The 13,108-nt window shown below is 58.9% G+C and carries 10 protein-coding genes; 1 reads left to right on the top strand and 9 read right to left on the bottom strand.

What is annotated here, in order from left to right:
• Positions 1–5 precede the first annotated feature (5 nt).
• The 8 genes from LKE65_RS08480 to LKE65_RS08445 form a co-directional block, all read right to left on the bottom strand.
• Entirely contained in the window at positions 6–431 is a 426-nt protein-coding gene (locus LKE65_RS08480; RefSeq protein WP_086645665.1) for an SUF system Fe-S cluster assembly protein, read from the bottom strand.
• Positions 432–477: 46 nt separating this feature from the next.
• Positions 478–936, bottom strand: coding sequence for a Fe-S cluster assembly sulfur transfer protein SufU (gene sufU / locus LKE65_RS08475; protein ID WP_278740983.1), 459 nt, complete (start codon positions 934–936; stop codon positions 478–480).
• Positions 933–2,186, bottom strand: coding sequence for an aminotransferase class V-fold PLP-dependent enzyme (locus tag LKE65_RS08470; protein ID WP_278740981.1), 1,254 nt, complete (start codon positions 2,184–2,186; stop codon positions 933–935). Before LKE65_RS08470 ends, sufU begins: the two co-directional genes overlap by 4 nt.
• Complete coding sequence (sufD, locus tag LKE65_RS08465; RefSeq protein ID WP_408744096.1) at positions 2,183–3,442, bottom strand: Fe-S cluster assembly protein SufD; 1,260 nt, start codon at positions 3,440–3,442, stop codon at positions 2,183–2,185. Before sufD ends, LKE65_RS08470 begins: the two co-directional genes overlap by 4 nt.
• Positions 3,443–3,459: 17 nt before the next feature.
• Entirely contained in the window at positions 3,460–4,230 is a 771-nt protein-coding gene (gene sufC / locus LKE65_RS08460; RefSeq protein WP_086645443.1) for a Fe-S cluster assembly ATPase SufC, read from the bottom strand.
• A 13-nt stretch (positions 4,231–4,243) separates the two neighbouring features.
• Entirely contained in the window at positions 4,244–5,728 is a 1,485-nt protein-coding gene (gene sufB, locus LKE65_RS08455; protein WP_086645444.1) for a Fe-S cluster assembly protein SufB, read from the bottom strand.
• A 3-nt stretch (positions 5,729–5,731) separates the two neighbouring features.
• On the bottom strand, positions 5,732–6,196 hold the full coding sequence (locus tag LKE65_RS08450; RefSeq protein ID WP_086645445.1) for an SUF system Fe-S cluster assembly regulator: 465 nt from the start codon (positions 6,194–6,196) through the stop codon (positions 5,732–5,734).
• Between the two features lie 261 nt (positions 6,197–6,457).
• Complete coding sequence (locus tag LKE65_RS08445; protein ID WP_253528861.1) at positions 6,458–7,828, bottom strand: DUF445 domain-containing protein; 1,371 nt, start codon at positions 7,826–7,828, stop codon at positions 6,458–6,460.
• A gap of 77 nt (positions 7,829–7,905) precedes the next feature.
• Here LKE65_RS08445 and LKE65_RS08440 point away from each other — a divergent pair, with 77 nt between their 5' ends.
• Positions 7,906–10,704: a phosphoenolpyruvate carboxylase gene (locus LKE65_RS08440; protein WP_278740978.1), complete on the top strand. Its 2,799-nt coding sequence runs from the start codon at positions 7,906–7,908 to the stop codon at positions 10,702–10,704.
• 272 nt (positions 10,705–10,976) lie between these two features.
• On the opposite strand, the gene fusA is transcribed toward LKE65_RS08440, so the two are convergent.
• On the bottom strand, positions 10,977–13,064 hold the full coding sequence (fusA, locus tag LKE65_RS08435; RefSeq protein WP_086645666.1) for an elongation factor G: 2,088 nt from the start codon (positions 13,062–13,064) through the stop codon (positions 10,977–10,979).
• Between the last annotated feature and the right edge of the window lie 44 nt (positions 13,065–13,108).

The following is a 13,108-nucleotide window of genomic DNA, read 5'->3' as shown; positions in this document are numbered from 1 at the left end:
TTCCGTTAGAACATATTCAGGGCCAGCCGGGCCTCATCGCTCATACGCGACATATCCCATGGCGGATCCCACACAACTTCCACTTCGGCTGATTTAACACCGGGCACTTTTTCCACCGCATCCTTGACCTGAATGGGCAGTTCCTGTGCGCTGGGGCAGTTGGGGGCAGTCAATGTCATTTCAATACGCACGCGCCCGTCGTCATACAGGTCAATGGCGTAGATCAGCCCCAGCTCGTAAATATTCACCGGAATTTCCGGGTCATGCACCGTGGCTATGGCTTCGATCACGGCATCTTCGGATGCCGGGCCTGTGACTTTACTCTCCCCCTCCTGGGGAGCGGCATCACCATCAGGGGTCCAGCCTTCCACCTTTGCGGTAGCACCTGCGGCCTGATCATGCTCCGCGTGCAGAACAGTTTCCACCGGCATATCCTGCGGCGGAGCAGATGCTTGTGTTTGCGCCTGAACGCCTTCTTCAACCATCGACATGAGAAAAAGCCTCCTTCAGCGCAATCCAAGGCAGTTCTGCGCAGCGTATTCTTGCTTTATGGGACTGCAGTGGAGCAAAAACCTCCAGCGCGCCCAAAGGGGCTGGCTGGGCCTCCACCACCGGAAGCGATGGCGAGCCTACCAGCATGGCCCTGAAACGGTCTGACACCGCAAGTGCCTGAGCAACGGTGTTCCCACGCACATGCTCGGCCATAAGGTCCGCAGCGGCGGCGCAAATGGCGCACCCACGCGTGTTGTGCCTGATGTCCTGAATATGGTGCCCGTCAAGCGCAATATCCAGATGTGTTTTGTCCCCGCATAACGGGTTACGGCCATCACCCTGCACGTCTGGCGCGCTCAGCCGACCGGCGTAAAGGGGAGTGCGGGCACGCTCCACAATCAGCCTGTCATACAGGGCATCACGCTCTGCGGTGGTGGTGTTCACACAAAAAAGTCCCGTATCCGCACCAGTGTATCCGCCAGCACGTCTATTTCTTCCTTCTGGGTGTAAATCCCAAAACTGGCGCGGGCCGTGGCACTCAGGCCCAGACGGCGCATCAGCGGTTCGGCGCAATGGTGCCCGGCCCGTATGGCAATGCCGTTGCGGTCCAGCAGGGTGGCAATATCGTGCGGGTGCACATCAGCCATGGTGAAAGATACCACCCCACCTCGCACACGCGGACGCCCCACAATGCTCAGACCCGGTACTGTACCAAGCCGCGTGAGGGCATGGGCGGTCAGTTCCGCCTCGTGCGCGGCAATGGCGTCAAACCCTATCTTACTCACCCAGTCTATGGCAGCGCCCAGACCAATGGTTTCCACAATTGCCGGGGTTCCCGCCTCAAACTTGTGGGGAATATTGGCCCATGTGGAACGCTCAAACGTGACGGTGGAGATCATATCCCCCCCACCAAGGAACGGCGGCATCTGCTCCAACAGGTCACGCCGCGCCCACAGAACACCAATGCCGGTAGGCCCGTACAACTTGTGGCCGGTAAAGGTGTAAAAATCCGCCCCCAATTCCTGCACATCCGTTTTGTGGTGCACAACGGACTGGCTGCCATCAAACAGCACCAGCGCACCAGCGGCATGGGCTATGTCCGCTATCTGCTTTGCTGGCGTTATGGTGCCCAGCACATTGGACATATGGGTAATGGACACAAGGGCAACCTTGCCATCTGCCAGCAGGGCCTTGTACGCGTCCATGTCCAGATCACCGTCATCGGTGATCGGGGCAACGCGCAGGTCAATACCGGCCCGGTCACGGAGCATCTGCCAAGGCACAAGATTGGCGTGATGCTCCATCTGGGAGATCAGAACCGCCTGACCGGGTTTAAGCAGCGCACCAAAGGAATGGGCCACCAGATTGATGGCTTCAGTGCTGTTGCGGGTAAACACGATTTCCTCGCGCGAGGGCGCATTGAGGAAGTCGGCCACCAGATCACGCACACCTTCATACGCTTCGGTCGTGCGTTCGCTCATCCAGTGCAGGCCACGGTGGATGTTGGCATACTGGTGCCGCATGGTGCTGGCCATGCTGTCGATCACCGCATTGGGCTTTTGGGCCGAAGCAGCACTATCGAGAAAAACCAGCGGGCGGTCATGCACCTTTTCCCCCAGAATGGGGAACTGCTGGCGAATGGCCTGCACGTCCAGCTGTGCGTGCGCGTGGGTTGTGGGGGTATGCGTGCTCATGCGCTTTCTCCCTTACCGGCAAACCGCGCTGCCATAACCGCACGGCAGAAGGTCTGTGCCGTTGCGTCTTCCACAAGGGCGATGGCCTCGTCCAGAAAAGCATCAATCAGCATCTGGCGGGCTTCCTGCTCGGGAATGCCACGGCTGCGCAGATAAAAAAGCTGGTCATCATCCAGTGCACCAACAGTCGCACCGTGGCTGCACCGCACATCATCGGCATAGATTTCGAGTTCAGGCTTGGCGTCTATTTCCGCTTCGGGGGAGAGCAGCAGAGCCTGATTCATCTGGTAGCCATCGGTTTTCTGGGCAATGCGCTCGACCAGCACCTTGCCCTGAAAAACACCGCGCGCATGGCCATCCAGCACATTACGCACCGTCTGGCGCGATGTGCAGTCCGATGCCGCGTGGGTAATAACGCTGGTAATATCCCCCACCTGCTGCCCGGCCAGACGCTGCGCGCCATTCACATGCACAACACCACGGGTTGCCGCCAGACGGGCATGTACCTCGTGCCGCACAAGCTGGCCGCCCAGCCCCAGCACAAAGCTGTCATACACGCTCTGCTGGCCAACATGGGCATACAGGGTGCCAAGGCTGACAGCCTGCGCGCCTTCGGTCTGCAAGGTCAGGTGTTCCAGCGTTGCGCCATCTTCAACCTGAATATCCGTAACAGGGTTATGAAAATACGCCCCCTGCCCCGCCTGCACGCAGATCAGCCGCAGATGAGCTTCCTTTTCCACCACAACCGTGTGCCGTGGGTGGAAAGAAAGCGGGTCCGCCCCTGCAACGCCAAGGGAGATAAGCATGACATGCCCCGCATCCACCCCTGCGGGTACACGCAGCACCAGACCATCCTCCGCCAATGCGGTGTTCAGGGCTACCAACGGGTCCCGGTCTGGGGCGGCCTGCTGGCCAAACTGGGGATCGTCCGCAAAAAAGGACAGATCAACATCATCAGGCAGCGCACTGAAGGCGGGCGCATGCCGGCCATTGACAAACACCACCCGTGGCAGGGCTGCCATGGCGGGGTGGGCCTGCAAGACCCCGTCCAGCAGGGAGCGGACCGTGCTGGCCTCCACCTGCATGGGGGGGGCGGCATAGTCCTGCTTGCCCAAAGCGCGCAGGGTTGTGTAGTGCCATGCCTCTACCTTACGGTCGGGCAGGCCTGTTCTGGCCAGAGCCCCGGCGGCAGATTGCCGCTCTGCCCCGGCAAGGGTGTTCAGCCTGTTTGCAAAGAGCGCTAACGGGCCAGACATATCTTTGCTGAGTGCGTTCACGCCACCTCCGCCAGAAACTTGGTGTAGCCTTCCTGGTCAATCTGGCGGGCCAGTTCCGGCCCACCGGAGAGGATGATCCGCCCACGGGCCATAACGTGAATACGGTCTGGCACCAGATAATCCAGCAGCTTCTGATGATGGGTAATAACCAGCGCCGAGAAGGTAGGCGCGCGCAGGCGGTTCACACCTTCTGCCACAATGCGCAGGGCATCCACGTCCAGCCCGCTATCTGTTTCATCCAGAATGGCAAAGGTTGGCTGGAGCAGGGTCATCTGCAACACTTCGTTGCGTTTTTTCTCACCACCCGAAAAGCCGACATTCACATTACGCTTGAGCATGTCCGGCGCCATGGAAAGGGCTTTGGCCGCCTCGCGCGCCATCTTCAGGAATGCCACGGCATCCAGTTCGTCCTGCCCGCGTGCGCGCCGCACGGCATTAACCGCGGTGCGCAGGAAGTTGGCATTGTTAACGCCGGGCAGCTCGATAGGGGACTGAAACGCCAGAAACAGGCCCGCAGCAGCGCGCTCTTCCGGCTCCATGGCCAGCAGGTCCTGCCCGTGGAAGGTGGCGGTACCGGCTGTTACCTCATACTCCTCCCGCCCGGCCAGAACATAGGAGAGCGTGGATTTGCCCGAGCCGTTTGGCCCCATGATCACATGCACTTCACCCGGCGGGATGCTCAGGTCCACACCACGCAAAATCTGCTTTTTCTGCCCATCCGCATCAATCTGCGCGCACAGGCCGGAAATTTCCAAAAACTGGCTCATACTCTGCTCTCCCTTAACCCACGCTGCCTTCAAGGCTGATCTGCAACAGTTTTTGCGCTTCCACGGCAAATTCCATGGGCAGTTCCTTCAGAACGTCACGGCAGAAACCGTTTACGATCAGGCCGACGGCGTCTTCCTCGGACAGGCCACGCTGGCGGCAGTAAAACAGTTGGTCTTCTGAAATCTTGGATGTTGTTGCTTCGTGCTCGATGCGCGCATTCATGTTGCGGCTTTCAATATACGGCACGGTATGCGCCCCGCACTGGTCACCAATCAGCAGGCTGTCGCACTGGGTAAAGTTGCGCGCACCAGAAGCCTTGGGCTGCACCCGCACCAGACCACGATACGTGCTGTCCGAACGGCCGGCACTAATGGTCTTGGCAATAATGGTGGAGCGCGTGTTGCGACCAAGGTGGATCATCTTGGTGCCGGTGTCGGCCTGCTGGTGGTTATTGGTGACCGCCACGGAGTAGAACTCGCCAACCGAGCCTTCCCCCTGCAGAATGCAGGAGGGATACTTCCACGTAATGGCCGAGCCGGTTTCCACCTGCGTCCAGGATATTTTGGAGCGTGCCCCGCGGCATGCGCCGCGCTTGGTCACAAAGTTATAAATCCCGCCACGCCCGTTTTCATCGCCGGGGTACCAGTTCTGCACCGTGGAATATTTGATGGAGGCATCATCCATGGCCACCAGTTCCACCACCGCCGCGTGGAGCTGGTTTTCATCACGCATGGGGGCCGTGCAGCCCTCAAGGTAGGAAACGGAAGCCCCCTCCTCCACCACAATCAGTGTCCGCTCAAACTGCCCGGTGTTTTTGGCATTGATCCGGAAGTAGGTGGACAGCTCCATGGGACAGCGTACCCCCTTGGGCACGTACACAAACGAACCATCCGTAAACACGGCGGAATTGAGGGCGGAAAAGAAGTTGTCCCCCGCAGGCACCACCGTACCCAGATACTTACGCACCAGATCAGGGTGTTCCTTGACCGCCTCGGAGATCGGGCAGAAAATGACCCCGGCTTCCTCCAGCGTCTTGCGGAAGGTGGTGGCAACGGAAACACTGTCAAACACCGCATCCACGGCCACGGGCATGCGCTCGCCCTCGGGTACTTCCACCCCGGCCAGCAGAGCCTGCTCGTGCAGGGGAATACCCAGCTTTTCGTATGTACGCAGCAGCTCGGGGTCCACCTCGTCCAAAGACTTGGGACCGGGCTTTTTACGCGGTGCCGCGTAATAATGCGCATCCTGATAATCAATGGGAGGGAAAGCGACCTTGGCCCATTTGGGCTCTTCCATGGCCTGCCATGTTTTATAGGCTGCCAGACGCCATTCCAGCATCCATTCCGGCTCTTCCTTACGGCTGGAAATCAGACGGATAATGTCTTCATTCAGCCCTTTGGGAGCCATGTCCATTTCTATGTCGGTTTCAAAGCCCCATTTGTACGTGGACTGGCCCAGCTTCTCTACGGCTTCGCGCGTTTGTGTCACTGCTGGCATTGTTCAGGCCCCTTCCCGTACTGTGTGGGTCGCGTTGAGCTTGTTGATCTGGGAGAGAACCGTGGAGCATGCCTCCTTGGGGCGCATGCTTTCCAGCGAGATTCCCTCCAGTGTTGAGCGTATTGCCGTGTTGATAACGTCCCAGCTACCACACAAACCGCAGGACAGACCGGTATCGCACTCACGCCCGCCAACACAGGCGGTCAGGGCGATCTGGCCATCAACTGCGGCAATCACACTGGCAACAGACATATCCGCCAGGGACCGGGCCAGACGATAACCACCTTTTGCGCCACGCTGGGAGAGCACAAAACCATGGGCTGACAAAACCTTGAGCACCTTGGCAACCGTGGGTTCAGGCACACCCGTAATGGCGGCAAGGGCTGGGGATGTCACCACACCGTCCTGTTCCCCCAGTTTAACAAGTATGACGATCGCATAGTCCGCCAGACGGGAAAGTTTCAGCATAATCCGGCTTTCACCTAATTAAAGACCTGAATGGTCCTGTTTCGGATACATGGCGACAAGCGTTGCCAACGTCAACCCAAAACGTCCTGTTACAGGCAGCCCACTCCAGCCTTTCAACGCATATGTGATCTGCGGTTCCCCGCAGAACTGCCTTTAACCAAGCTTACGCCTATCCCTGCGGCACAAGCCTTTCCATATCCGCTCAAGTGCCATGCGGCTAACTTTTGCCTCGCCCTGCACCACCAGACACGAAAACAGGACTTACTGCGCGTTAATCCCGAATGTCAGCCGGAGAATGGCAAACAGCAGCGCCCCAACCGCAAACCCGACCAGTGTGCCGTTAAAACGAATGAACTGGAGGTCCTTGCCCACACGCAGCTCCAGCTTTTCTGCAATTTCCACCGCGTTCCAGCCCGATACAACGCGGGCAATAAATTCGGCCATCTGGTCGCGCACAAACGGCAGGGCCTTGCCAATTGTGCTGTCCACACGCTCCACAATGCGCTGGCGCAATACCTCGTCATTCCGCAACTGGCCGGCCATACGCGCCAGTGCATCCCGCAGTAGGCAGGCAATGCGTCCCTGCGGGTCCTCCACATCGGCCTCCACCATGCGGCGGAAGCGTAGCCAGATGTCCCCCCACCAGCCCACAACACTTTCGTGCGACAGCACGGAGGTCACAGCCTGCGTAAACTCCCGCCCACGCTCTGGGTCTGTTTCTATCCGGTCGATCTGGAGTCTCACCCAGCTTGTAAAGCCTTCGCGCAGGCTGGAATTTTCCGGATCGATTCGGTCCAGTTCCTGTGCTGCGGCACTCAGCACCTTGGTGGCAATCGAACCCCCAATGGCCCAGCCCAGAATACGCCCCCCCTGCTCCCGCACGCGGTCTTCAATCATGTCGCGCAGAGCGCCTTCCTTGGCCTTCAGCCCGTCCTTGAGCTGACTGAGGAAGTAGGAGAGCACCTCCTGATGCCGGTCATCATCAACCAGGCTGCGCAACGCCTTGGCAATAACGGGGGACAGGTCGCTCCCACCCAGCAGGCCCGGCATAATCCGGCCTATGGCGTTGCTGGCCCTGCCATCTTCCAACCGATCCAGCAGTTGCGGCATGGAGCGCGCCATGGCCCCCACCACCGCATCCTGTGTTGCGGGGTCTTCCAGCAGATTGGCAATAAAGCCGGGTACATCCACCTTGGCCAGCACACGCTCGACCTCCTTGGCGGTAAACACCTGACTGGCCACAAACCGCCCAAGGGCGCGGGCAAGACGGTCTTTTTGCGCGGGCAGAATGGCGGTGTGCGGAATAGGCAGCCCCAACGGGTGGCGGAACAGGGCCACAACCGCAAACCAGTCGGCTACCCCCCCGACTACACCGGCCCGCGCACCGGCGCGGAACATTTCCAGAAAAAAACCATCCTTTACCCAGCCCGCAGCCGGGGCGGCATAGCCCAGAGCAGTCATCCCCCCCATGGCAACCAGCAGCCCTGTGGCTGCATTCTGGTATCGCCGGAGTGTCTGCCGGGCGGCAATGTCTGCTTCCGTGTCGGTATGCGCTGTCATGGAACCATGAATAGCACTCCCCCACCGCCACCCCAAGTGTGCGTGAGGCGGTTGCGCACAGAAAGCAGACATGAAAAGCTGGCGAATAAATTGTTGCCCGAACGTTTTGTTTCTTTTCCGATTCAATCCGCAAGGATATAGAGCGCGCCATGACCACGGATTTTTCTACCCTTCCCCCTCGCATCGGGAGCGTGCTCGCCTCCATTGCCAACATGTCCTCTACCGGCACTCCGGCGGAAGGCACCAACCCCGTTATGGGCACGGCCCTGCGGCTCAGTGATGCACTGGAAAGTGGGACAATCACGTTTGAGGATGTCACCCAGCTGGTGCGTACCCTGCGCGATCAGGCTTTTCTAAACCGCTCACGCCACCTGCACCGCTATGTGGGCGGTGCCACGCTTGATACCGCACAGGACAAGCTGCGCCATGTTGCCGAGCAGCTTTGCGCCAGCCTGCCCACGCCCTCCTTTGCGGCGTATAGCCAGCTTGTTTCCTCCATCCGTTTTGCCGCTGTATTTACGGCTCACCCGACCTTTGCCCTGAGCAACTCGGTGTACGAAGCACTGGCCCAGAGTGCCTCGCGTGATATTCCGCCCGAAACCGCACCGTTTTTTGCAACCCACCGCCGCAGCGTTCACCCAACGCTGGAGGAAGAGTTCACGCTGGCCGTGCAGGCCATTACCCGTGCGCGGGATGCCATAGACCAGCTTAACGCCGCCCTGCTCACCACCGCCAAAAACACCTGGCCGCAGGAGTGGACCACCCTTTCCCCCCGCCCGGTCATTGCCACAAGCTGGGTGGGCTACGATACGGATGGCCGCACGGACATAGGCTGGTGGGACACCCTGCGCCTGCGCCTGCGCATGAAGCTGTTCCAGCTCATGCGGCTCGAACGCCAGATTACCCACGAGGGCGTTCTGGCCCCCGAACTGACAGAGACACTCCAAAAAGCCATAGACTGCGTTAAAGCCCAGATTAGCGCAGTCCCTAACGGTGCAACGGATGGGCAGGCGGTAGCCCGTTTTGCCGAACTGCTGGTAAATGGCCGCACAACAGCACTGACCTGCGCATCCGACCTGAACGCGCTGTTGCAGACCGCTATTGAAAACGCCCCCCCTTCCGCCCAGCTCCCCCTTGCGGTGGCACGGGCCGGGTTTATGGCCCACGGCCTTGGGCTGGCGCACACCCATGTCCGGCTGAACGCCAGCCAGATCCATAACTTTGTCCGCCAGAAGCTGAACCTGCTGGACGACCCGACCAACCCGGCCCAGCGCCGCGCCCTGCTCAACCGTGTGAACGATGCGCTGGAAAGCGTAACCCCCGTACCGGTGGACTTTGGCGCCCTGCTCAGCGACCCCTCATCGGCCGGGCGGCTGATGATGACAATCGCCCAGATTGTCAAATACGTGGATTCCGATACTCCCGTCCGCTTCCTGATTGCCGAGACCGAAACCGGTTACACCCTGCTGACGGCCCTTTGGATTGCAACCTATTTTGGAGTTGCCGACCGTATTGAAATTTCGCCGCTGTTTGAAACAGAAGATGCTCTGGTCAAAGGCGAACACATTGTGGAGGAAGCGCTCCGCTCCCCCACATGGCGCGATTACGTGCGCCGCGTCGGGCGGATATGCTTCCAGTTCGGCTATTCGGATTCCGGGCGTTATATTGGCCAGCTCGCGGCCTCCTACCAGATCGAACGGCTGCGGCTACACATCCATGACCTGCTGGTACGCTGGGACCTGAGCGATGTTGAAGTCGTATTCTTTGACACGCACGGCGAAAGCATAGGCCGTGGCGCACACCCCTTCCGCATGGCAGACCGGCTGGACTACCTCTCCCCCGCCCATGTGCGGAAGCGCTTTGAAAGCTCGAACATCCACTGCCGCGAGGAAACCGCTTTTCAGGGTGGAGATGGCTACCTGCTGTTCGGCAGCCCGGAACTGGCCACCGCCACCATGGCAACCATTGCGGAAAACCTGTTCCTGAGCGACCAGCAGAAAAGTGACCCTATTTACGACCATCCGGACTTTTCGGCCGACTTCTTCTCCAGCGTGATCGACAACATGAAAGGGCTGGTCGCTGACCCCGGCTACGCGGCCCTGCTGGGGGCTTTTGGCCCATCCCTGATTGATCGCACCGGCTCCCGCCCACCCGCACGGCAAAGTGCGGAGGCAGCAACCCGTAGCCGGATCACGCACCCCAGCCAGTTGCGGGCCATCCCCAACAACGCCATTCTCCAGCAGCTTGGCTGGTGCGCCAATACCTTGCAGGGGTTGGGGGCAGCCGCCCAGCGCCACCCCGAAACATTTGAAACACTCAACACCTCCAGCCCCCGCTTCCACCGCGCGCTGGACTTTGCCCGCCATGCCCTTGCCTGCTCGGATGACAAGGTGCTCAAGAGCGTTGTGTGTATGCTGGACCCCGGCTTCTGGCTGGACCGCGCAACGGAAGAAACATCTCCCAAACGGCAGAAAGCTTTTCTGGCCCTTATGGGGGGGCTGGAAGGCCTGAACCTCTCTGCGGAACTGCATACCATGTTCCGCCGCATTCAGGCCGATCATCTGGCCCTGCGTGAAGCATGGCAGCATGCCCCGCGCACGGAGCCACGCATTCGTCTGCTCCATGCCATACGGATCATGCTGATCGAGCGCATCTGGCTGCTGGCGTGCCGTATCCCCTTCTTCATGCCGCGCGGTGGTTTCAACCACGAGATGATGATGCAGCATATCCTGTGTCTGGATATTCCTACGGTTCTGAAGGAAATGAAGTTCATCTTCCCCACAGGCACCGGACCATCCGATCTGGATTTCCACGAGCCACGTGGCCCGCGTGAAGAAGGCATTTACGTGCGCGAACACCGCGACATCTTTACCCCCATGGGCCAGATGTTCGATCTCCTGCGCGAGATCAGCGTAGCGCTCATGCATGATATTGGTGAGTTTGGCTAACAGCTCCTATCCGGGCGGCAAGCGCACCACCGTTTGCCGCCACAGAGCCTGACCAACACACAGACTACCTCCTCCTCCGGGAGGAGCATGCGGCACTCCGATGCTGCTATAATGGGAACTGGAGCCAGCGCTCCCTTCCCTTTTTCCTCTTCCAAAATACAGAACTCAACCCGGCGTATGGCTTTGTGCTGTCCCGATACGCACGCAACAAAAAAGCCGCCTCCCCGAAGGGAGGCGGCCTTGTTGTTTTTCCAACCCGAAGGATGAAAAACTTAGCGGGACTGCGCCATGATTTCGTCTGCCACGTTACGGGGCACCGGATCATAGTGATGGAACTGCATGGTGAAGGACGCACGGCCCTTGGTCATGGAACGCAGGTGAGAAATGTAACCGAACATTTCCTTCAGCGGCACATGGGCACGAACCATAACCGTGGAACCCGAGGTTTCCTGGCTCTGGATCATACCACGGCGGCGGTTAAGATCGCCCACCACGTCACCAACGTGATCGTTCGGAGTGGTTATTTCCACGTCCATGATCGGTTCCAGAATAACCGGACCGGCGTTCTTCATACCTTCACGGAAGCAGGCCTTTGCAGCGATTTCAAACGCCAGCGCAGACGAGTCAACGTCATGGTATTTGCCGTCAAGCAGGGTGAACTTGAAGTCAACCGTGGGGAATCCAGCCAGAACACCTGTGGAAGACTGCATGCGGATACCTTTTTCCACCGCAGGAATGTATTCCTTCGGCACGGTACCACCAACAACCTTGTTCTCGAACGAGATGCCTTCGTTCCGTTCAACCGGCTCGAAGGAAATCTTCACTTCTGCGAACTGACCCGAACCACCAGACTGCTTCTTGTGGGTGTAGGTTTCCGTGTGCGGCTTGGAGATGGTTTCGCGGTATGCAACCTGCGGCGCACCCACGTTTGCATCCACACCATATTCACGACGCAGACGGTCGATGATGATGTCCAGATGCAACTCGCCCATGCCGGACAGAATGATCTGGCCCGTTTCCTGGTCGGTCTTGAGGTGCAGGGAGGGATCTTCACCAGCCAGCTTCTGCAGGGCCAGTGTCATCTTTTCCACTGCGTCCTTGGTTTTCGGCTCAACGGAGATGTCGATAACCGGAACCGGGAAGGACATACGTTCCAGAACAACCGGATCGGAAGGATCGGCCAGCGTGTCACCCGTCTGGGAGTCTTTCAGACCCACGAACGCAGCAATATCACCAGCGTGCACTTCGCTCAGTTCCACGCGCTTGTCAGCGTGCATCTGATAGATGCGGCCAATACGTTCCTTGTGGCCCTTGGTGGTGTTCAGAACGGTGTCACCGGTCTTGAGAACGCCACGGTAGACGCGCACGAAGGTCAGCGTGCCGTATTTGTCGTTGATGATCTTGAACGCCAGACCAGCAAACTTGCCATCGGGGTCAACCGGTAGGATGGGCTGTGCGCTTTCGTTTTCTTCTTCACCTTCCGGCGGAGCGCAACGAATGCCTTCAACGTCGTTAGGAGCGGGCAGGTAGTCAACAATCCCGTCGAGCAGGGGCTGCACGCCCTTGTTCTTGAAGGCCGTACCACACAGAACCGGACGGAATTCACCCGAAATGGCGCCTTTTTTGATGCAGCGCTTCAGGGTTTCAACGGAAACGTCGCCCTTTTCGAAGTATTCTTCCATGGCGGTTTCATCAACAGCCAGGGCCGTGTCCAGCAGGTTCTGGCGTGCTTCGGCAGCCTTTTCCTTCAGATCGGCAGGAATTTCTTCGTCGTGGAACTTCGCACCCAGTTCACCACCTTCCCAGATGATGGCCTTCATTTCCACCAGATCGACAACGCCGAGGAACTGGTCTTCCGCACCGATCGGCAGCTGAAGGGGGATAGCAACGATGTCCAGCTTTTCCTTCAGCGTGTCGAATGCACGGTAGAAGTCTGCGCCGGTACGGTCGAGCTTGTTGATGAAGATGATGCGCGGAACGTTGTAACGGTCAGCCAGACGCCAGTTGGTTTCAGACTGCGGCTGAACACCGGCAACACCTTCGATGATGAACACGGCACCATCGAGCACGCGCAGCGAGCGGTTCACTTCGATGTTGAAGTCGATGTGTCCGGGGGTGTCGATGATGTTGATCCGGTGATCTTTCCAGTCACAGGTCACGGCGGCGGAGGTGATGGTAATACCACGCTCACGTTCCTGGGCCATGTAGTCTGTGGTGGTGTTACCTTCGTGCACTTCACCAATCTTGTGGGACACGCCGGTGTAGTACAGAATGCGTTCGGTCGTGGTTGTCTTACCCGCGTCAATGTGCGCGGTGATACCGATATTACGGATCTTGGACAGATCAGTTGTGGCGGACACGAAAACCTCCAGAAAACAGGTAAGGCGCGACAGGAACAAACCTT

This window comes from Acetobacter fabarum, from assembly GCF_022483405.1.
Classification (GTDB): domain Bacteria; phylum Pseudomonadota; class Alphaproteobacteria; order Acetobacterales; family Acetobacteraceae; genus Acetobacter; species Acetobacter fabarum.
The sequence above is the reverse complement of the archived record's forward strand: the minus strand, read 5'-3'. Positions and strand labels throughout refer to the sequence as shown.